Origin of the sequence: Peristeroidobacter soli (genome assembly GCF_004138485.1) — a bacterium.
Taxonomy (GTDB): domain Bacteria; phylum Pseudomonadota; class Gammaproteobacteria; order Steroidobacterales; family Steroidobacteraceae; genus Steroidobacter; species Steroidobacter soli.
The window spans coordinates 293,993-317,110 of the sequence record NZ_RYEV01000010.1; the positions used below are offsets into that span (position 1 = coordinate 293,993).

Annotated in this window: 10 protein-coding genes; 1 reads left to right on the forward strand and 9 read right to left on the reverse strand. The window is 64.2% G+C overall.

What is annotated here, in order from left to right; all coding sequences use genetic code 11:
* Positions 1 to 5 precede the first annotated feature (5 nt).
* Positions 6 to 3,368 (reverse strand): M10 family metallopeptidase C-terminal domain-containing protein, encoded by a 3,363-nt coding sequence (locus EKO19_RS35795; RefSeq protein WP_129782221.1) that lies wholly within the window; start codon positions 3,366 to 3,368, stop codon positions 6 to 8.
* Complete coding sequence (locus tag EKO19_RS35800) at positions 3,365 to 12,199, reverse strand: hypothetical protein (RefSeq protein WP_129782222.1); 8,835 nt, start codon at positions 12,197 to 12,199, stop codon at positions 3,365 to 3,367. The genes EKO19_RS35795 and EKO19_RS35800 overlap by 4 nt, the downstream gene beginning before the upstream one ends.
* 258 nt (positions 12,200 to 12,457) lie before the next feature.
* On the opposite strand from EKO19_RS35800, the gene EKO19_RS35805 reads away from it, so the two are divergent.
* Entirely contained in the window at positions 12,458 to 12,931 is a 474-nt protein-coding gene (locus EKO19_RS35805; protein ID WP_129782223.1) for a hypothetical protein, read from the forward strand.
* Here the strand turns inward: EKO19_RS35805 and EKO19_RS35810 are convergent.
* The 7 genes from EKO19_RS35810 to EKO19_RS35840 are packed head-to-tail and all read right to left on the reverse strand — an operon-like array spanning position 12,902 to position 23,116.
* Positions 12,902 to 14,404 carry a peptide MFS transporter gene (locus EKO19_RS35810; protein WP_175597319.1) on the reverse strand — a complete coding sequence of 501 codons (1,503 nt, stop codon included), beginning with the start codon at positions 14,402 to 14,404 and terminating at the stop codon, positions 12,902 to 12,904. The two genes, EKO19_RS35805 and EKO19_RS35810, sit on opposite strands and share 30 nt — an antisense overlap.
* A gap of 34 nt (positions 14,405 to 14,438) precedes the next feature.
* Complete coding sequence (locus EKO19_RS35815; RefSeq protein ID WP_129782225.1) at positions 14,439 to 15,641, reverse strand: M24 family metallopeptidase; 1,203 nt, start codon at positions 15,639 to 15,641, stop codon at positions 14,439 to 14,441.
* A gap of 4 nt (positions 15,642 to 15,645) precedes the next feature.
* Positions 15,646 to 17,943 (reverse strand): transferrin receptor-like dimerization domain-containing protein, encoded by a 2,298-nt coding sequence (locus EKO19_RS35820; protein ID WP_129782226.1) that lies wholly within the window; start codon positions 17,941 to 17,943, stop codon positions 15,646 to 15,648.
* Complete coding sequence (locus EKO19_RS35825) at positions 17,940 to 19,961, reverse strand: S9 family peptidase (RefSeq protein WP_175597320.1); 2,022 nt, start codon at positions 19,959 to 19,961, stop codon at positions 17,940 to 17,942. Before EKO19_RS35825 ends, EKO19_RS35820 begins: the two co-directional genes overlap by 4 nt.
* Complete coding sequence (locus EKO19_RS35830) at positions 19,961 to 21,394, reverse strand: APC family permease (protein ID WP_129782228.1); 1,434 nt, start codon at positions 21,392 to 21,394, stop codon at positions 19,961 to 19,963. Before EKO19_RS35830 ends, EKO19_RS35825 begins: the two co-directional genes overlap by 1 nt.
* A 27-nt stretch (positions 21,395 to 21,421) precedes the next feature.
* Entirely contained in the window at positions 21,422 to 22,321 is a 900-nt protein-coding gene (locus EKO19_RS35835; protein ID WP_129782229.1) for a beta-keto acid cleavage family enzyme, read from the reverse strand.
* The gene (locus tag EKO19_RS35840) at positions 22,322 to 23,116 is read right to left on the reverse strand and encodes an SDR family oxidoreductase (RefSeq protein ID WP_246039026.1); all 795 of its coding nucleotides are present in this window, start codon (positions 23,114 to 23,116) and stop codon (positions 22,322 to 22,324) included. It abuts the gene before it with no gap.
* Between the last annotated feature and the right edge of the window lie 2 nt (positions 23,117 to 23,118).

Consider the following 23,118-nt stretch of genomic DNA (forward strand, 5'->3'; position numbering starts at 1 on the left):
CCGGCTCAGAGGATGTTCCAGCTGTCCCACAGCCCGTGATCGACACTGGACTGTTGCGGATCGAGGATGAAATCCTCCAGCGCCGGCGGCCGCGGCTGCGATGACCACTGCAGGCTCAGCAAACCTGAGATCTGCTCGCCCGTCCCGGTGACGAAATGAGACAAGTCGATGGACGCACCGTGCTCCTCGATCACCAGCGCAGCCTGCAGATCCTGCGCCTGCAGGATGCGCAGCGACTGATCCTGCTCGCGCACCCGCAGGCCCGACAGGTCGATCGTGTCCACGCCGATCTCGAAGTCGGCGACCGAAACACTCGCCTCGAGTGCACTGCTCGCATCCGGGGCGATCACGAACGTATCGGCACCACCGCCGCCGAGCAGAATATCTCCTCCTCCCTGACTGATGAGCGTGTCGTTCCCCATGCCGCCCACGAGCGTATCGATGCCATCGCCGCCGAAGAGCAGATCCGCCCCCATGCCGCCGACGAAATGATCATCGCCGGCGCCACCGATCAGGGTCGAGCCCTCGTTGCCGGCGACCAGCGCGTCACCGGCGATGCGTATCGCGCCATCGTCGAACAGCAGCCGATCGGCCTGCACCCACAGCTCGTTGTCGCCCGCCAGTTGCACGATTCGCAGCAGCGGCTGATCGGGATCGAGCGCAATGCCCTGCGACTGCAACAGCAGTGCCTGCGCCTCACGGGCCGCCCCTGAAACGAACGTGATGCTGTACTGAGATTGCACCCCGTCGAGTCGCACCGTATCGAAACCCTCACCGCCGATGAAATGATCCTGGCCGCCGTTGCTGCACGGCTCGAATACCGTGGCCTGCTCGTGGGACTGAATGAAATCATCCGCGTCCGTCTCGGAGCCGATCTGCGTGCCGTTGATCACGACGGGTGCCGCGCCGGTCACGAGATGTAATTGTACCAATGCAGGCTGCGATTCGTTGCCATCGCGATCGACGACGACGACTGCCACAGCCACGGTCGCGGCACTCAGAGCGGCCGCATCGATCTGCACATGGAAGCGCCCCTGCAGGTCGGCAACTGCGGAGTAGATCTCCGCTTCGCCCCCCGCCGCGGACAATTCGATCCGCAACGACGCACCAGGCGTGGCCTCGCCCCGCAGGACGAAATCGCCGGCGGCATCCTGTCGCAAGGTCGCCATGGCGCCGATGTCCAACGTCGCCTGATCGGGTCCGGGCACATCGATCGTCGTCACGGTAATCGTGCCGGACGTTGCGCTGATATCGACACCGCCGTGCGCCGAGCCGCCGTCATCGCGTACCTGGAACGTGAATGTGGACGCAGTTCCGCCCGCATCGCCTGCGACATAGACGAGCCTGCCGGCCTCGATATCGGCGCGGCTGATCCACTGCTGTGCCGACACTGCCTCGCCATTCAACTGCAGCTGCCCGGTCGCGGGCAGCGTCATGATACGGATCGCAGACAACTCATCCGCGCCGGCGTTTGAGCCGGCGTCGTTCGCATCGGCGAACGCGAAATCGGTGATCGCGAACACATGCTGTGCGTGCTCGAGCACGCTCAATGCGCTGTCACCGGCGCTGGGCGCGTCGTTGACGGACGTGATATCGACGCTGAGCACCTGCGACTCGCCGCGCTCGATGCCCTCGTAGAACACCGTGACTGCCATGGTCAACGCGCCGTTGAAATCCTCCGGCGGCCGGATATGGATGCTGCTCAGTTCATGGTAGGCAAGCGTATAGGTGCCGTTCGCATCCGGCGTGAGAACCTGCCGCTCGATGCCGTTCGCAGTCGCGACCTCACGTTCGACGATGGCGCCATCGATCAGGAATCGCAGTGTCACATTGCTGACTGTCGCAGACGCGCCATCGACGAACTGCAACTGCGGACGTAGCGCAAACTCGAACTCGCCGCCTTCGGTCCGCACCATGTCTGGCAAGCTGGTGGCGCCCGATTCACTGATCGCGCCGCTCGGATTGGCGATCAGCTCGTCGAACAATGCTGCCAGTGGCGCGCCCTGCCCCGCGCTCAGCATCAGATCCTGCAAGTTGGTCTGCGCGAAGCGCGTTGCCTGCAACGCTTCCTGACCGAGCCCCGATTGCGCATCGAGCACGCCGTTCACCGAAGCGATCGCGCGGCTCAGGGTGAGCAGAGCCGCATCGTCGAATTGTCCGATGTCCCGCGATTCGAAAGCATCGCGCAGCGCCGCCGCGATCACCGTGGCATCGGTGAGATCGACGCCGCCGTTCGCTCCGGCAATCACGCCAGCCAGCGCCGCGAGTGCCGTCTCCCCGCTACTACCGGCATCGACGCCGGCGCCGGTCAGCACCGACTGGATGGACCACAGCGTGCTCATCACCATCTCGCCCGCGTCTTCGACCTGCGCGCCAGCGCCGGTCGCGATGTTTGCAACGGGATCGAAATCCAGCAGGCTCGTCTGGCCGGGCAGCGACAGGCCGAATGCACGGAGCACGGTTTGTTCGGCGTCCTCAGCCGTCATGCCATTGCGGCTCAGCGCGTGCACCAGTGTCGTCAATGGCGTGATCGCACTCGCGCCTTCCGGAGCGCTCAACACGATCGAGTCGAACGAAACATGCGTGAGCGTATCGACGCCACCGACCGCGACGATCGGTCCGTCATAGCCCGCCGGCAACACGAAACGACCATGAGCATCCGTATGCACGGGGGACTGACCGGGGTCGGGCAAGCCATCTCCGTCACGATCGATGAAGACCGCGGCGCCGGAGATATAACCCTTGATCACATAGCCTTCGATCGGCTGTGGCGGCGGCTCTTCCGTTGGCGGCTCCTCAGAGCGCGATGGCGATCTGTGATCATCGTCGTTGCGCGCCAGCGCCACGCCGCCCCCTGCTACTGCGAGCAGCAAGCCGACCTTGCCCGCCGTGCTCCAGCCCGACGAAGCGGCCCCGGACTCGGCAGGATCGCCAGCCGCGCCACCAACTGACGATGAACCGGAGGCCGCGCCCGAAGTCGCTTCTTTCGCGCCGCCGGTCTCAGCCGCCTGCTTTTCCCCGCCTTCTGCGGACTCGGATGATGTGCGCGCAGTCTGCACGGCAACCCGAATCAACCCACCCGCGAGATCCTTCTCGGTGAGCACATGCCTGGCGACGACGCGTCCCGAGGGGGCCGTGACTGCAACCATGTCGCCCACTTTCGGTTCGCTCGTCGCGCGCGATGTCACATTCGAACGATCGGCGTCTCGCGAGTCGCCACGATCCGCATCGTCATCCGACTCGCGCCGCTCATTCGATTGCGCGCGCGCCAGCCAGGGGCCGAGCAGCACCAGCCCCAACGGCAGCAAGCTGCTCGTATATAGCGCGCCGCGACGCCAGGGCGTGCGGCGCTGTCGCGCTCGACTCATGACAGCAACGCCTCCTGCCAGCCGTACGCCTGCAGCGGGTCGAACACGAAATCGCTGTTCGTCAGTCGCAGCCCGTTGATCATGCTCAACGTCAACGAACCGTCGGCGGCGCCCGCCTCCGAGAACAAGGCGCTCAGGTCGATCTGCGCATCGTTCGATGCAACCAGCCCCAGATCGCCGCGATCGAGCTGCCCGCCCACTGCGTTCTGCAAGTGACTCAGGTCCAGCACATCCTGCCCGCGACGGAAGTCGCTGATGATGGCGTCGAGACTCAACGCCGCCTCGCCCGTGAAGTTGTCGATGATGAACTGATCGTTGCCGCTGCCACCCTGCACGGTCAGCGCACGCCCATCGACCGAGCCAATCACCAGATAGTCGTTACCCGCGCCACCGATCACCGTGTCCGCGCCGGCCGTGCTGACGATCAGATCCGCACCGGCCCCGCCCATCAGCAGGTCATCGCCTGCGCCACCGATGATCCTGTCATCGCCGGTACCGCCGTCGACGCTGTTCGCACCGACAGATGCGCGCAGATCGATGAAGTCGTTGCCGGCGCCGCCGTGAATGACGTGGCCACCCAGGTTGCCGACGATGACGTTGTCCAGCTCGTTGCCCCAGATCTCGGTGCTGAACGCGCCGCCCAGATGCAACGAAGTCACCCCTTCGCCGAGCTCGATGCCAGCGATCTGAACGCCCGCGCCACCGCTGATCGTCAAGTTGCTGGTGACAAGCAGCACACCCTCGGTCGAGAAATCAGCGTTGTCCGCGATTTCGAGCCGATAGCCGGACTGCGCCGCCGCGATCGCCTCGCCCAAGGTATCGAAGCCACCGAGACTGTCGCCGTTCGAATCGAAGACTCGCACCGCGTAGTCGCGGAGATCGGTCGACGCCACCTTGTCGTTGTACGCCGTATCGTTCTGACGATACGCCGCCACATCATCGGTGAAGATCAGCCACTCGGTGTTCAGATGGACGTAATCGAACGACTGGTTCGCGTTGTTCGTGACTTTGAGCACGCTCACGTCGGATTGACCGTCGACGCTCGTCGTCACCGTTTCGAACGTGTAGTCCTCGCGCGAGCCGAGGAAGATCGCGTAATCGGTGCCCTCGCCGCCGATCAGATAATCAACCGCCTCGTCCTCTCCGCCGTACAGCAGATCATCACCCTCGCCACCGATCAGAATGTCGGAGCCGGCGCCGCCGCCCAGGAAGTCCGCACCAACGCCACCAGCGATGCGGTCATCGCCCGCGCCGCCGGTCAAGCTGTCGGCACCGCTGCCGCCCGTGATCTGCTGACCATCGCCGATGCCGTTGACAGTCACCGCGCCCGTCGCGCCGCTCGCATCCACATTGCCTGCAAGTGCGCTGACAACAAATGCTGAAGCACCGGTGAGCGTCAGTGTGGACGCGTCATCGAGACCCGTTGCGTCGATTGAAACGACATCGTTGGACGCCGTGCCGGCGATCCGGGTCGCCGCCGAGCCCGTCTTGATGCTGATGGCGTTGTCGTTGGCATCCGCCAGAGTAACGGCCAGTTCACCGGCCAGATCGGTTGCGACCAGGTCACCGACGAGCGAGCCGACTGAGAACGCACTGGCGCCGCTCAGGGTCAGAACGGAATCAGTCGCACCCTCCGCGAGTGCGCCGGCATTGACAGTCACCGTATCGTCCGCGCCGACGCCATCGATGCTCGTATCGGACGCACCGGTCACGATGGTGATCGCATCATCACTCGCATCCGCCGTGGTCACGGACAGTCGGCCCGTCAACGCGGCAGCCGCCACGTTGCCAGCCATCCCCGTCACGGTCACGGCACTGACACCTGCCAACGTCAGTTGTCGCACCTCGAGCTGCGCCGTCGCATCGATGATGATCTCATCGTTGGCACCGCCGCCGGTGACCGAGGTCATGCCGCTGCCAGTCGCAATCTCGATGCGGTCGTCGACCCCATTGTTGGTGGTCGTGACATTGAGTGCCCCGGAGCTCTCCGACGCATCGACGTCACCCACCAGACCGGTCACAGTGAAGCTGCTGTTGCCCGTCAGCGTCAGTGCGACATCGTCGGCGAGCCTGGTGGCGCCAACCGTGATGACGGCCGAATCCGAAGCGATGCGGGTGCGGCCGCTGCCGCTCGTGATGCTGAGATTCTCACCCGTCACGCCCGCAAGCGTGAGCTCGCCCACGTAGGCATTCGCATCGACATCGAGCGACACGCCGTTCAAAGTGACGCTATCGGCGCTGTGTCCCGCTTCCAGCGAAAGATCCGTGTCCGTGACGCTGGTGATATCGACGACGCTCGCGCCGTCGGAACGAAGGCGTACCGTTTCCACACCGCTTACCGTCAGCGACACCTGGTCGTTGTCGCCGAGCGCGACGATCAATGTATCGCTCGCGGCGCCGCCGGTGACCGTCATCGCATCGAGCTGTCCACCGGTCGCGGTGACTTCGTTGCCGAGGTCGGAGAACTCCAGGTTCTCGATGCCCAGGATGGTGGCGACACTGAGATCCACCACACCGCTGCCCATCAGCTTGATGCTGTCGGTGCCGCTTGAGCCACTGTCCGCGATGATGTCACCGGCTTCGATACCCGTGCCGATGACCTCACCGTCTTCGTTTTCGATCTCCGGCAGGATCTCATAACGATCGCTGCCTTCGCCGCCGTCGAGATCGTCCTGGCCGAGCCCGCCGACCAGCACGTCGTCGCCGGCTCCGCCGCGCAACTTGTCATTGCCGTCGCCGCCGGTGAGCCGATCGGCACCGCTGCCGCCTCTCACATAGTTATCGTCGCCGACCACGTCGGTGCCGGCCGAGTACGTGACGCCACCATCGGCGAGTTGCAGGTAATAGCCACCGGCATCCTGGGCGACGGTGTAATTCACTTCGCCGCTGCCCGTGAAGCGCAGCGTCTCCACCTGCACCAGGCTGTCGGTCGCCAGCAACGGGTCGTTGCCTGCATAGATCACGCGGAAGATGGGGCGGGTCAGATCGAAGCCATCCGGATCCATGCCCAGACTCGCGAGCCATTCGGCGATGGTTTCGTTCGACGCGACCGTTTCGCTGTCGGCGCGCGTGATCACATAGTCGGCCGCGTTGCCTGCGAACACGGCCACGTCGTCGCCGCCCTTGCCGATGATGATGTCATTGCCACCCGCACCATTCAGAACGTTGTTACCTTCCGAGCCGATCAGCAGGTCGTCGTACTTGCTGCCGACCACGCCGGTAACGCCGAACAACAGCGCTGCGGAATCCGGATCAGTCTCGCTCGCATGATAGGCAAGACCGTACGCGTCGCCGAGATAGTTGTTCAACTGAGCGCGCAGATCGACGTCCGAGCCTGCGAAGTCGTCCGCGAAGTTCGATCCGAGCGACGCGCCCGCGTCGAGATCGACGACCACGCCGTTGACCGCGGAGGTGAGCGTGATGGTGTTGTCGCCATCGCCACCGTCGACGATGTTCTGACCGCCGCCGTGCGACAGCACGAATGTTTCATTGCCCGAACCGCCGACGATCACGTCGTTGCCGTTACCGCCGGTGTAGGTCCCGTCGCCCGTGTATCCCGAGGCGTTCAGCACCATGCCGGCGCTGCCGCCGCTCACGTTGAGCTGGCCGTTGCCGCTGATCGTGAGTTGGGTCCGGCCGGCGTCACCGGTGACTTGCAGGCTCATCCCCTGCGCACCATCGAGCACGACCGATGCATCCTTGCTGATGGCGCCCTGCGCGCCCTGGTAGTCTCCGGCGCCGAAGGTCACCGAGTCGCCTTCGAGCACCAGCGCGTCGAGCGCGTTCTGCAGGGCATCGCCGCCCTGGCCGGGCGCCACCTGAATATTCAACGACGACAGGTCCAGGCTCGGATCGGAAACATCGAGATAGCGATCCTCACCTGCGAAATACAAACGTTCGATGCCATAGAGCCGGTCGGTTCCATCCAGCGCGCCCCCCGTCGAGGTCACGGTGATCGCACCGCTCGCATCGCGGCCGAAGACGTAGTCGGACTGCGATCCGCTGAACACCGCGGTGTCGACACCGGCGCCGCCATAGAGATGGTCATCGCCAATGCCGCCCGTCAGCCGGTCGTTGCCGCCGCCCGAGCGAATGATGTCGTTGCCTGCGGTACCGTCGAGCACGTCATCACCCGCGCTTCCCACCAGCAGGTTGTCGGCGGAGGATGCGAACGTCACATCGATCGACTTCACCGGCCCGTTGGTCGAGGTGGTGCCATACAGGTTCAAGGGCAACGATGCGCCGAGCGAGCCATCGAGCGACGCTGGCAACGCACCGTCGGCGTAGACGCCCGTCACGGTCTGACCGAGGAAGGTATTGCCGCTGATCGTGATCGCGGTCGCGTTGTCGTAGCTGGCGGTGCCGCCTTCGAGCGAGACGCCATAGTGACCGCCCTGGAAGATATTGCCCGTGACGTGAGCATTCTCCGCCGCGGCGCCCGGCTCCAGCCGCACGCCCGCTTCGGTGGTGACGAATCGATTCGAGCCGATGGACAAGTCGCCGAACGACTGCGCCTCGATGCCGGTGGCGCCCGAGATTGCGTTGTTCGCAATGACGGCATCGTCGACGCCGATCAATTGCACCGCAGTGTTCGCGCCGCCGTTCACGATGCTGTTGCGGAGCGTGAAGCCGTCCGCTTCGCCCGAGCCCGCGAGAATCGACCCGGCCAGGGAAATGCCGTCGAAAGTGACATTGCTTGCCGCAACTTCGAGCACGCCGCCGAAGACTCGAATGACTGCTTCCGCCCCGCGAACGGCAGAGTCGCCCGCCAGCCCGCTGTTCGGACCCCGCAAGGTGATCGAGGAGCCGATGCGACCCTCGAAGCTCGCATCGAGGTTCAGCACATAGTCACCGGCACGCAGCTCGATCACATCGCCGTCCTGAGCCACCGTCAGTGCCTGCTCCAGATCGGTGTACAGCGCCTTGAGCTGTCCGTTCGCGTCGAACACACGAATGCCGGCGCTCAGATCCAGACTGCCCGAGGCGAACTGCAATGTTTCAACGTTGGTGAGCGTGTCGACGCCGTCGGCGCCGCCGTTCCTGTGAGTGACGATGACGGTTGCGCCCTGGAACTGGATGCCGTACTCGGAAAGATCGCCGCTGAAGTGCGCGGTGTCGTGACCCTCGCCGCCGTCGATCGTGTCATCGCCGGCACCGCCGGTGAGCGCATCATCGCCGGCGCCGCCGCGCAGAATGTCGTTGCCGGCGCCGCCATCGAGCACGTCATTGCCCGCACCGCCTTCCAGCGTGTCGTTACCGAGTCCGCCATTCAACGAATCATTGCCATCGCCGCCGCGCAGGACGTCGATGCCATCGCCACCATCGAGCATGTCGTTACCGGCGCCGCCTTCCAGCGTGTCGTTGCCGAGTCCGCCGCTCAACGTATCATCGCCATCGCCGCCACGCAGGACGTCGGTACCGGCGCCGCCCACGAGAACGTCGTCGCCCCGCGTGCCCGTCAATGTGTCGTTGCCGGCGCCGCCGAGGATGTGCACCTCGCTCGAATTGACGCCCGTATCGATCAGCGAGCCCGAGCCCGCCACCGACAGCGTTGCCTCCGAGAGATTGTTGAAGGCACCGAAACTGTCGCTGGTGAGATAGTTGCTGACGCGCACGCCCTCGATGACCACGTCCGGGCCGGCATTGTGCTTGCCAGGCTCGCCGAGCTGCACGCCGGTACCGGTGCCGTCGATGGTGCCGTTGCGCACGATCAGGTCACCCACGTAAATGCCTGGATTGTTCGCGTAGCTGCCATCATCACGCGCCTTGATCGAAATCGCCGCGTCGTTGGCCGTCGCGGTGCCGCCGACCTGGGTGAAGATGAAGCCTTCGATGACGATATTGGCGTAGCTGCCGTACTTTAGGTTGATGTCGATGCCATTGCCGGGCAGGTTCTCCTGCGCGTTCTGGCCGACCTGGCTCATGGTGATGTCGCGAATGACGCTGTCGCTCAACGCCTCGACATAGATGCCCTTGGTCGCGATGTTGCTGAAGTCGCCACCATCGATGGTGATGTCGCGGAACAGCGCGTCGCCGGCGGGATCGATGTCGAAGCTGATGCCGACATCGGCGTTGCTGATGTTCACATCCAGAATCGCGAGCCCGTCCACCCGCGCCGAGCTGTTGTTGGTCCCGCCGGTCGCATTCAGGCCTGAGATGCCGGTGTCGACGTTGGTAATGACCAGCGAATCCAGCGTCAGATTGCTCAACGTCTGCGCCGCCTCGGCCATGCCGATACCGACCGTGAAGCCGCTGATCGTGACGCCGGTGATGCTCACGTTGCTCGCGGCGATGGTGATGCCTACGCCGCCGCTGCCGACGATGGTGGCACCCGGCTCACCGACAATGGTGACGCCGCTTGCAATCGTGACACCGCCCGCATGCTGGCCAGCGGCGAGCACGATGGTGTCGCCGTCCAGCGCGGCTGCAAGCGCGGCTTGCAGCGATGTGAAGTCACCATTGCCGGACGCATCGACGATGAATGTCGCCGGCGACCTCAGCTCGGCAGCATCAACCGTGGTGTCGGCGAACTGCACGAGCTCGACGCCGGTAAAGGTATCGGTGCCGTCGGGCGAGCCTCCGCGATTGTCCGTCACCGTGTAGGTCCCGCTGTCGCGGTCGTAGCTCACGGTGTAATCGGCGCGATTGCCCGAGTACACGACGGTATCGGTGCCCGCGCCGCCTGCGATGGTGTCGTTGCCGGCACCTGCGTGGATCACATCATCGCCCGCACCGGCCACGATGGTGTCATCGCCGGCACCTGCGTAGATCACATCGTCGCCTGCGCCGCCTGACAACACATCATTACCGGCCGAGCCGGAGATCGTGTCGTTGCCACCCGTTCCTTCGATTACGAACGCACCGTCGATCGAGTTGTCGGTCGTCGTGAGATTGCCCGCGTTGGCGATGACCACGCCATTGCTGCCGCCGTCGGCGACGGTGACGTTCTCGAGCGTCAGCCCATCGAGCGTTGCCGGATTCGTGGTGTAGCTGCTGTCGCCCTCATAGCCACGTGCCGCTATCTTGATGCCGGTGCCCGCACCGGTGCCGTCGAGCCCCGAGCCGGCGAAGCTCGAATCCCGAATGACGATATTGACGTAATCGCCGTACTTCAGGTTGATGTCGAAGCCGGCGTTGTATTGATAGTTGGGATCGACGCCACTGCCATTCACCGTCACGTTCTGGAACAGCGCATCGGACAGCTTCTCGGTGTAGAAGCCCTTCTGAGTGTTGTCGTTGAACGTGGTGTTCGAGAACCCGACGTGGCTCACGTGGCTTTCGCCGCTCAGGCCGCGGTCGGAATACCAGCCGATGTTGTTGCCATCGAAATGACTGTCGGCGACGGTGAGATGATCCACAGACGCCGTGCTGGGCACCTTGACGCCAACACCGTTGCCGCTCGCGGTCACTGTCTGCAGCGTAAGATAGCTCACATTCTGCAGATTCAGTCCGTACGCGAAGCCGCTGAAAGTGAGGTTCTCGATGACCAGCTCATCACCGGCTTCACCGCTCGCGCCGCTGCCGATCGCGAGGCCGCTGCCCGTGCCGCTGCCCTGAACCGTCACGTCGCCCAAGCCCTTCAGGTGCACGAACTTGCCGAGACTCAACGACTCAGCGTACGTGCCGGAGGCGATCAGCACCGTATCGCCGCGGTCGGCGGCGGCAATCGCTGCCTGGATGGAACCAAAGCCTTCGCCCGCCTGATCGACCAGCACATACACGACACCGTCGACCTGCACTTTGTCGACCCCCTCCAGCACGACCGAGGCGTCGCCATTGGACACGACCCACTCGCCGTCGCTGAAATCAATCGACCAGCCCGCGCCATACACGTCGCGGCCCGACGTGTCCGCGCGCAAGGTGATGTCGTCGTAGAGATAGGTCTCGCTTTGCCCGGAGCCATTGTGGCTGTGGACCATCACGGTATCGACCTTCGTGACATCGAACCCGTCCGCTCCCCACACCGCCGCGCCGTCGGCAGCCGTGTAGACGGTTTCACCGTTTATCTCGAAGCGCATCTCGCCCGCACCGGGTGGGGTCACGATGGCGAGATCGACCCAGCCGTCGCCAGCGTGATTGACATAGGCGCTCCACTGACCGGAGCCGTCGTGCCCGCCGTTCGCGTCGGGGCCGTCGTCGAGCCAGATGCGAAAGCCCCCTGTGAACTGCGTCCCATCCGTGGCCGTCGCGCCAAGCGTCGCGGCCCGGTCCGCATCGACATATTCAAACGCGGTGAACCAGCCGGCGCCGCCGATGGAGTTCTCCGCATTCTGCATCTGTACCCATACGCCGCTGGTCTGCGCCACGCCGTCGCTCGAAAACTCCGGATCGATATAGAAGCGGGCTTCGACGGCCGCGCCGTTGCTGAGATCCACGTCCCATCGCTCGGTGGAGCTCGGCAGGTATTTCACGCCCTGATAGGCCCGCGAGCCGGTGGTGACGCCGGCGCCATTGGTGTTGAAGGCAAGCACGCTGTTGCTCTCATCCGTCGGATCGCTGACGACCGTGAGCGATGCCAGCGCCGTGCGATCCGATTTCCAACCGGCGTTGGCGACGCCGGCGAGGGTGGCATCGGAGCTCGCACCGTCCAGACTGAAGACGGACGCGTCGTAGCTCAAATCCCGGAACAGGAAACCGCTCACACCCTCGGCTTGCACCACCTGACCGCGCAGCCAGGTTTGCTCCGGGCCCGCGCCGAGCAGCGTGAGATTGCTGGTCTCGATCGGAAAAAACCCTTCGTACGATCCCGGCGCCAGCTCGATGGTGTCGCCGTCGACCGCGGCCGCGAGGGCGACCTGGAGCTCTAACGAATTGGTGACCGTGACCGACATGCTTCTATCCTCGATGCGCTGGTGAAACTCACAGTGGCAGCGAGAATGATCGATCAATCGCGAAGCGCCGGCGGTTCAGATGCGTTCAGGATGAATGTTATTCGAGCGCGCGAGCGGATCTTTCCCTCCCCTCGGGTCGCTCGTGCCCGCATTGCATTCACTTTGGATGCGATTGAGCAGGCGCGCGACCGCGCCCTTAGGCCAAGCTACGCCTACCCCAGCTCCACCTCATCCGTCATCCACCTAACAGCGACCCACATGCCATTCCGTGATCTGCGCCGGCACTTAGCCAACATCCATCGCATTCTCGACCGGGTTCAGCCGAGCCGCAGCGGCCAGGACGGCACCGCCATCGCCACGGGGCTGAGTCAGTCGTTGAGCTCGCTGGCGAAAGCCGCGCGTGTGCAAGGCCTCACCACTTACTGTTCCCTGTCCTTGCACGTTCTGGAGCAACTCGCCTCCGCCAGGCGCACCGGCTATCTGCCCGTCGATACGCGAGCCGTACTGCACGACTGGATGCGGCTGTCGTGGACCTATTTGATCGCGCCCGCAAATCCGGCGCATGCCGCCGAACTGATCGAGCACATGGGCAGTCGACGCTGGGAGCGGCCGGTCTGTCACATTCAACGACAGGCGCTGCTCGAGAGCTTGAAGATGGAGGCGTTGCAGCTGGCGCTGTTACACAAAGGTTACGCGCGCCCCTCAGCGCTCCACTCCATGTGTCAGAGCTAGCATTCGAGGCGTGAGCCACCATGCGGCTGCGCCCAGCACCAGCAGCGTGATGGACATCGCGAAGAACAAGGGGCGCAACCCCCAGGTGTAACCCAGCGTGCCGATGTAGCCGGTCATCCAGGTCCCGATACCGATCGTGAGATACCAGCCGCCGATGAACACCGCCGACAGCGCGCGGGGCGCGAGCCGGCTGGTCAAGGCGATCTGATTGGGCCACACCAGCACATCGCCGACACCGAAGAGCACATAGACCAGCGCCATCCACAGCCACGACAGTTTCGAGCCTTCGTTCGAAGTCACCATGCCGGCCAGACACGCCAGCAGCAGATAGGCCGCGCCGATGACCAGCAAGCCCCAGGCGAGCTTGACGGGCGCGCTCGGGTTGCGGCCGCGCCGTTCGAGCGTGTTCCAGAGCCGGATGGCGCAAGGGGTGAGGATCACGAAAGAAAGGGTCGCGACGTTGACCAGCCAGGTGCTCGGTATGGTCCAGCCCAACAGCCCTCGATCCAGGTGCGTGTCGACGAACAGCAGCAACAGGCCACCGGCTTGAAAGAATGCCGCCGCGTACAGCGCGGTGAGCAGACCCTGCCAGAGAATGACTTTGATACGATCCCATTCGGGCCGGGTCAGCCGGCGCAACGTGGCTACCCCTGCCCCCTGGCTCACCGGAGTCACGCCGATATCACCGAGATAGGCGCGCTGCTTCCACAAGTAGACAGTCAGGCTCAGCAGCATGCCGAGCGCGGCGGCCGCAAAGCCCCAGTGCCACCCCATTCGTTCGCCGAGAAAACCGACCACGGCTGTGCCAAGGATGCACCCCACATACACGGCCGCGAAGAACAGGCCGAAAGCGCTATCGCGACGGCGATCGCCTGCGACGAAGAAATGACTGACGATGGAAGAAATCGTCGGCTTGATGAGTCCGGTGCCGATCAGCACCAGCAGCAGTCCGCCGAAGAACGAAACCGACGTGAGCCGGTAGACCACCTTCGCCGCACCCAGCGTGATTCCCCGCTCCCCGGCCGCGACGGCCATCTGCTGCCACTGCTCGGCTGACAGCGTCCAGTGACCCAAGGGCACGTTCGCAGCCAACCAGAGCGCGCGAAACATTTCATCGGAAACCGGCGTGGAGAACTTGCCGACCAGCCAGGGCATGAGGGCCGGACCGGCGAGACACAGATGTCCCGCTGCAATCATCAATCCACCGAGAAGAATGCAGCGGCGCTCGCCCCAATAGTTGTTGGCAATCCAGCCGCCGAGCAGCGGCCCGGCAAACGCCGCGCCCACATAGGCACCGTACAACTTGATTGCATCCACCTCGGTCCAGCCGAATCCGCCCCGTTCCACACCCGCCGTCAGGAACAGCACGAAGATGGCCATCAGGCCCCAGTAACTGAACCGCTCCCACAGCTCAGTGCCTGCCACCAGCAAGACACCCTTGGGATATCCCCACAGCAGCGGTTGCGTCGCCACGGCTTCCTCACGAACCATCACGACCACGCGGGCGCTAGTCGATCACGATCAGCCGGCGGGGCAAGGTGCAGAATGTTTGCGCACCTTCATCAGTGACGCGGAGGGTCTCGCTGAAAACGTACCCTTCCTGCTTCTCCCAGATCCCGAGAATCAAATGCACCGTCGAGTCTGCGCGCAGCTCGCGCGGATCGTCGCGTTGCAGACTGTAGCTGCCCTCCGTCCAATCGATGCCGATGCCGTAGCCGATTCTCGACTCCTTGCGCACGCCGCGCCCAGCAAACGCTTTCCAGAATGCCGCGTAAACATCCGAGCATCGGGCGCCGGTTCGTAACGCCGGCAGCGTCGCCTCGAAGCTGTCTCGAACGATGCTGTCGATCTCGAGCAGCCGAGCCGGCGGCTTGCCGAGAAACACCGTGCGAGCAACCGCGGCACAATAGCGATAACGAAATGCGCCAAGCTCGAAGTTCGTCTGCGAATTCGGCGCATAGACGCGGTTCGACCAATTGAGATGAGGCGCGCTCGCGAACGGCGTCACTGGCATCGTCACCGCATCGAACGGTGCCGTGCCGGGCTTGCCTGGCAAGCCGCTGCACAACTTCCCGACGATCGTCCCTCCAACCTCGCTCTCCGGCACACCGACCGCGATCCGGTCGATGCCGGCCAGCAACGCCTGCTCACCGATACGAGCCGCATCGGTCATGACATCGAGTTCCGCCGGTGATTTCACCGCGCGTATCTCGCTCAACCAACCGCCCGCATCGACCAGCTCCATGTCTCCCAGCGCCTCCGTCAGCGCCGCATGGGCATCGACGCCCAGACCCGGTCCGTTACGTTCGAAGGCCAGACGGGTCGCCCGAGTCCGGCTGCGAATGATGCGAGCGATCTCGCGCCAGACCGGCAGCAGGCTCAGTCCCAGCACGCGCTCGTCGTAGGCTTCGATGTTCCGATCGGCGACCCAGGTGGTTGCCGTGGCACACGGCACGTCCATCTCGCGCAGGATCATGATCGGTTCGGCGTCCTGCAGCGTCACCAGCATTCCTTGAGGAATGTAAGCGGAGTTGCCCTGGTAGCCGGTGAGATAACTGATGTTCGACTGACTGATCACGAACAGCGCTTCGACCCCGGCACGCGACATCTTCTGCTTTACGGCGCTCAATCGAGCCCGAAACTCCGCCACCGCAAACGGCAGGTCCAGCGTCGCACGTGAAAGTTCGTCGTTGCCATGATTCATGCTCATGCCCTCACCGCTGCTGATTCAACAAAGTGGTCGCGCGATCCAATCGATCGCAGTATTCGCTCAGCACGCCGGTCGTGCTCTTAAGCTGCCGTTGCGCCTCATCCCACCGCCCCGCTTCACCCGGCTCACGGATGGCCGGCAGCGTCTTCACGCCGTAGCCGCTCAGCGCTCCGGAGGCGTAGATCGCGTGCTTGTACCAATCCCTGCCGGGCAATCCTCCCGGCATCGTGAGCGCCTGCTCCATTCCCTGCAGCAGCGCATTGAGCTGGCGACGTCTCGCATCGGGCAGCGTCGAGCCCGATGAGACATGAGCAAGATGGGCAGCGTCATAGCGCTCCGCGCTCGCTTTCAAGCGCGTCACTACGGCATCGAGCGCGGCGAAATCGATCTCTGGAACCTCCGCTTCACGCTCCGGTGGCAGCACACGCCGGAGCGGATCGGCCGCCAGCACGAACGATCCATCCTCCAGCAGTTCGTTCAACGCGAGCGCCGTCTCGCGTTTGTCCTTGACCAGCGCTTGCAGCTCTTGCAGATATCCTCGAACGGCATCCGCGAAACCGACGAACGACACTGGAACGATCTCGGCCTCGGCGACTCGCAGGACGATTCTGCCAACGGTCTGTGCCTCGGCGATGCCATAGGAGAAATCGGGATCGCCAAATCTCACATAGTGTTCGAACGTGTCGTAGTTCGAATGGTAGATGCCGTCGTGCTCGCCTTCGCCGCCGTATTCGACGTTCAGCGAGGCGATTCCCAGATGCTGCAGGAAGGCCGCGAAATCCGAGCCGCCGCCGAGGGCGTAAATTGGCAGATCCGCTCCGAGCTTCGCCTGCCGAGCGATGCGCTTGCTCTCCTCACTGGCACCGGGCCGCTGCCCCTCCACTCTCATCGACGCCCGCAGGCGCTCGTAGACGCTTGCTTTCGTCTGCGGATCGATCACCTCACGCGCGACATCGCTCACCAGGGCTTGTAGCGAATGACTGCCCGCCGCGTTGAGAAAGCCACGCGTGTTGGCATCCGAGTTGAGATACAGAATCGCCTTTCGTCGCAGCTCATCGGCGTTGGCTTCGGCCCATTCCGTGGAGCCCAGCAGGCTGGGCTCCTCGCCATCCCAACTGGCAAAGACCAGGGTCCGCCGCGGTCGCCAGCCTTGTTTCAGCAACGTGCCGATGGCCTTTGCCTCCGCCATCATCGCCACGTGCCCGGACAGCGGATCCCACGCACCGTAGGTCCATGCATCGCGATGGTTGCCACGGATCACCCACTGATCCGGGCTGTCACGCCCGGGGATCGTTGCTATGACGTTGTGTAGTGTCTGCAAGCGCCACTGCGAAACGATTTTCAGATGGACCTGCGCTGGACCCGGACCAAGGTGATAAGTCAGCGGCAAGCCGCCGCGCCAGGCCGTCGGCGCCACGGGTCCCGCGAGCGCTTCGAGCAGCGGCTGCGCATCCGCATAGGAGATGGGCATGACGGGGATCTTCAGCACGGATCGAGCATCGGCCACATCCAAACGCCGTGCGTGCTTGGTCGCACCGACGCCAGGCGTCAAGGGATCACCGGGATACAGCGACGTGTCCAGCACTGAGCCACGCTGCACGCCGCTTTGCGGACGCCACGCGCCCTCGGGATACACATCCCCTTCCCCGTAGCCGTCGTCTCGTGGATCGGAATAAATCAAACATCCGATCGCGCCATGCTCGTAAGCGAGCTTGGGTTTCAGGCCGCGCCAGCCCCCGCCGTAGCGAGCGATGACGATCTTTCCTTTGACGTCGACACCGCGGCGAGCCAGCTCGCGATAATCATCGGGCATTCCGTAGTTCACATAGACCAGCGGCGCGGTGACGTCGCCGTCGCCGCCATAGATGGCATAGGGCTGCAATGTATCGGTGCGCTGTGACGTTGCATCGCCCGCGACGGCCGGCTCCTGCAAGCTCGCCACGAATTTGCGAGGTGCGATCAGCGCCAGCGAGTGCTCCTTCAGCGTCGGATAGAGCACGTCGAATGTCTCGATCCTGGCACGCCAGCCCCACTGTTGGAACCGATCGCGAACCCAGCGGGCATTCTGCAGATTGTGGGCCGCTCCGACATGATTCGGTTCGGCCGACATCCGTTGCAACCATTGGCGCAGATCGGCTGCGTTCAGCTGCGTATCGAAGCGCTGCTCGAGCGCTCGCTGGCGCGCGGCAGCCTCGGTGTGAAATCCAAGCATCGCTTGTGCCGGCACCTCACTGGCAGCCGCGGTCCACGACACTATCGAGGCCAGCGCCGCAGACAGCAGCAGACGAGAGCAAAATCTCATGGCGTGGCTTCCTGAAAACGTTCCTCGATCCAGTTGCTCCAGCGCCGGTAGATATCCCGCTGGTGCACCGGATCCTCCGGCCAGTGTCCCGCGATCGGATAGACGATGAACTGGGTCCTGACGCCGTTGTCCTGTAGCGCGTGATACAGCTTGTACGATTGAGAAATGGTCACGCGCGGATCGCCGCTGATTCCCAGAATCAATGTCGGTGAGCGGATTCGATGTGCATAGGCCAGCGGCGACTGTCGCCAGTAGTTGGCCGCGTTGTCGTGCAGCCACGGCGAGCCGTTCAGGCCATGACCGAACCAGACATTCTCATCCGATAAGTTGTATTGATCGACCAGATCGGTCACGGCCGCACCCGCCACCGCCGCACGCCAGACCGGGTAATGCGCCGCCAGCCACACAGTCATGAAGCCGCCATAGGACCAGCCGGACACCGCCATCCTTGCCGTGTCGACGATGCCCTGTGACTGGAGCATCGTCACGCCCGCCATGACGTCCCGCCCCGGACCGTCGCCCAGATCGTTGATGATGGCCGCTTGAAACTTCGCGCCGTTGCTCGCGCTGCCTCGGTAGTTGGGCCGGAACACCAGCCAGCCGCGCGCGGCCAGCAATTGCGAAAACGCGCCTTCGAAATCGCCCAGCGCCACCGTCGACGCCGACATCGGCCCGCCATGCACGAGCAACACCAGCGGATATTTCTTGCCGCGCTCGAAGCCTGGCGGATAGTTGAGCACGCCCTGCTGCTCGAACCCCTCGAGCGTCCAGCGCACCGTTTCGACCTTGCCGAGATCGAGCGCCGCGAGCGCATCGTTGAACCCCGTCACGCGTCTGGGCGTGGCGTCGATCGAGGACATGAAGTACAACTCACGCCCCCGCAGCGACTCGCTGCCGATGAATGCCAGCATTCCCTGCCGACTCGCAGTGAGCGAGTCCACCTGCGCAATGGCGCCGAGATCGACCTGGCGAGGCGAGCCCGCCCACGGTTGCACCCACAACGTCGTGCGCGTTTCCTGCAGGGCCGACAGCACTGCGCGCCTGCCGGGCAACCACACCGGTTCGGGCCACAGATCGAGATCGAGCGCGGGCGCCAGGTCGCGACTCTTGCCGCCGGACGTGGCAATCAGATATTTGCCCAGTGGACGATAGTCAGGCTCGGCACCGCGCGGCCGCCCGTAACAAATCAAGGTATCGTCCTGCGGCGGATTCCAGAGTCGCTTGACTGCGCTTTCGCCCGTCGCCGGCGCAGCCACGACGGTTCGCTGACTGCCGTCGCTCAAGCTGAGAACATGGAGCGATGAACGCAGGTTCACCGCCATGTGAGCGCTGGGCTGACTGATGAACGCGATGGAACGGCCGCCATCCTGCCACTGCAGGCCGGTAACGCTGGCTGCGCCCGAGGTCAGCTGTCTGGCGCCGCCGCCCTCGGCATCGATCAGCCAGAGCTGAGCAGGACGCGGTGCCGCCGTCGTCAGATATTCGCTGTCGCCGGCCTCGAACGATTTGTTGTGGCGCTCCTCACCATCGCGCTCGACGCCCTCATCCAAACTCAGGAACGCCAGCGAGGTACCGTCCGGGCTCCAGCGAAAATCGTTCACACCACCGCTCGCCGCCGTGATCGCGCGTGCCACGGATGTCGAAGCCCCGATGGCCATCACATATATCTGTGATCCGCCGTCGCTGGCTGCGTCGAGCCACGCCAGCCGATCGCCGCTCGGTGACCATCGCGGCGCGCTGACATTCGTTCGGCCGGGCGCCAGCTCCCGGTACGCCCCCGTATCGATGCTCACCAACAGCAGCGACCGAAGATGACGATTGTCCACGAAATCCTGTCGCGAGATCACGAGCGCGACCTGCTTGCCGTCGGGAGAGATCCTGGCCTCCGAGAGCTCGACCTGGGCCCCCAGATCCGGCAGTGAGATCGGACGGCTGTGCGCCGGCGTCACTGCGGCAACGAGCAACAACACGACGCCGAGCCAGCTCAACGAAAATCGCGAGCTCGATATTGGAATCATCAGCCAGACTCCCCTTGCAGGACCCGACACTTTCTTTGTTGCTCGCTCAACGAGCCCCGATACGCAGCGGAGTGCCGCCAGAACAGCAGACCACCGAGACACCACAGCACCATGCATCCCCACTGCAGCTTGCCGCCGGCGCCGGCCAACGCCGACACCACCGAGCTGATCAGCAAGCCGATCGACAATGCCAGGGCCAATCGCGGCAAGGTGAGTCCGCCCGGCACGCGATAAGGACGATCGATCCGCGGCTGCTCACGTCGCAGTTTGATCAGTCCAGCGCACACCAGCGAGAACACTGCGAGCAGCGGGATTGCCGCCATGTCCACGATCGGTCCGAGCGCTTTGCGTCCGAGCGCCCCCATCGACAGCGCCAGCAGCGATACGAACAGCGTGGCGCGCGCTGGGGCCTCGAAGAGCCGCAGCGTTGCGCCAGCGTGCGCCATTCCCTGGAGGATGCGAGCGCCTGACAGCAGGCAGGCATTCCATCCGGTGAGTACACCGCTCACTCCTGCAACGATGACCAGCACGGCAAGCCATGGCTGCTGCAGTCCCGCGCGAAAGGCTTCGAACACCGGCAGCTCCGCCTCACCGAGCGCCGCGCGCTCCAGAGATACACTCGCCGATACGATGGCGCCGCCATAAAACAAAAAGGCCGCCAGCGTGGCGATCGTCACGACACTGCCGATCGCGCGCAGCGGCGTGCCCGCTCGTCGATCTCGCACCGCCTGCGGCAGGACATCGAACCCCGAGAAGAAGAACGGCGTCACGATGGCGACCGACAGAATGCTCAGCCAGGCGCTGGAGGCAGTGCCGGTCGCGAACAGCGGATCGAGCCGCTCCACTCGCCCGAAGCAGGCCGCGCCGGCGAACAGGACCAGGCCGATGACGATCTTCGCGACGACGAATCCATCCTGAAACAGCGCGCGTGCTCCGACCCCTCGCAGGTTGACCGCCGTGATCGCAATCAGACCGGTCGCTCCGATCAGCAGATCGCCCCAGCGGACCGGACCGATCGCGGTCGCATACGCCACCGGGCCGTGCGTTTGTGGAATCAGCGCCTGGATCAGCCAGGCGAGCGTGACGAAATACCAGCCGCAAGTCGCCGCGTAGTTGAAGACGAGCAACCATCCCGCCGCCGCCGAGACACGCTCACCGAACGCCTCGAAGACATAAGCCATCGAGCCATTGGCGTCGGGATACATCGTCATCATCTCCGCGAAGCACAGCCCGATCAGCCACATCACCAGGGCGCCGATGCCGAATGCGACCAGCGCGCCGAGCGGCCCGGCTTCGATCACCCACAGGCCCGTGGCCACGATCCACGCGACACCGATGATCGTGCCGAACAGCACGGTGAACAGCTGAAACAGGCCGAGCCCGGTCGCAGCAACCGGAGAGCCAGGCGCACGCAGCGAGTCGCGTCTACGCATCGAGAACGGTGCTGTCGCTGGTCGACATCAGCCGGCGGATCGAAGCGCCAGAATCCGGCGTGCCTCATCGATCGTCGCCAGCTCGTAGCCCAGGTGCGTGACGATCTCGCGGGCCCGCTCGACCAATTGGCCGTTGGTCGCGAACACGCCGCGCTTCAGATACAGGTTGTCCTCCAGGCCCACCCGCACGTGTCCTCCGAGCATCGCCACCTGCGCCACCATCGGCATCTCGAGCGGACCGATGCCGAGCGCGCCCCACTCCGCATCGGGTGGCAACAGACTCTTCATGTACTGCACGGTGCCGGTATCGGCGGGTGCGCCCCACAGCACCCCCAGCACGAATTGAAACAACGGCGGTCCGTCGATCAAGCCTTCCTTGATCAGTTGCTGACCAAACAGGATATCGCCCGCGGCAAACACCTCCAGCTCCGGCTTGATCCGCAGCTGCTGCATCTGAGTCGCCATCGCGCGCAAGGTGCGGGTGGTATTCAGATAAACGGAGTCCACGCCGCCTTCGCTCTGATTGCTGGTCGTGAGATCCAGCGATGCCATGTCCGGCAAGCAGTCGCGCATGTGCTCCATCCGCTCCTCGACCGAGGCGATATCGCTCTCCGGCAACGCGCGCCCTTCGTAAGCCGGGTCGGGCATGAAATGCGCGCCCATGCCGCCGGTGAGATTGATGATGATGCGGCTGCCCGACTGCCGGATGCGGTCGACCACCTCTCGATAGAGCGCGGGGTCGCGGCTCGCCGATCCCGTCTTCGGATCCCGCACATGGATGTGCGCGATCGCGGCGCCGGCCTTGCACGCCTCGATCGCGGCATCGGCGATCTGCGCGGGCGTGACGGGAAATGCCGGATGCTTGCGATTGAACTCGCCGCCGCCGGTCACCGCGCAGGTGAGGATCACTTTCTTGTTGCGTTTCATCTAACCTTCCCATTCCACATTGCCGTCGACCTCCACGATCTGCCCGGTGACGTGTCTGGCCGTGTCCGCGGCCAGATAGACGACCATCGCCGCGACATCGCGCATCGACACCAGCGTGCGCATCGACGTGAATTCGAGATCCTTCCGCAGCACTTCCTCGAAGCTCTCCCCCTGCGCGGCCGCGACCTCTCGCAGCACTCGACGCAGTCGCTCGTTATCCATGCCGCCGGGCCGGACGACATTCGAGCGAACGCCGAACGGCCCCAGCTCCCGCGCCAGCGACATCGACAGCGCTTCGAGTGCGGCCTTCGATACGAGGTACGGCGCTCGCGACACTGGAATCGTGCGAACAGATACCGTGGAGATGTTCACGATCAGTCCCGCGCGGGCACGCTTCATCTCACCGGCGACGAGCCGAACGCAACGCGCCGCGCCCATGAAATTTGCCTGCAGGCTCTCCAACCAGTCCGCATCGGACAGCTCCTCGACACACGCTCGGGCGCCGGCGATTCCAACGTTGTTCACGAGCACGGCAACGGGATCTCCCCACGCAGCCAGCTCCGGCTCCAGACGCGTCATTGCCTTCGGGTCCGCGACGTCGATGCAGGAATGTTTCAACCGGCTCGGATCCCAGGCACTGGCGAACTCGGCGAGGCGCGCAGCATCGATGTCACAAACATGCACTCTCGCGCCACGATCGAGAAACTGTGTGGCGATCTCACGCCCCAGGCCGCCACCGCCGCCGGTGATCAGCACCAGCGGAGAGTCCGGCAGGCTCGGTGCGAAGTAACTCATCG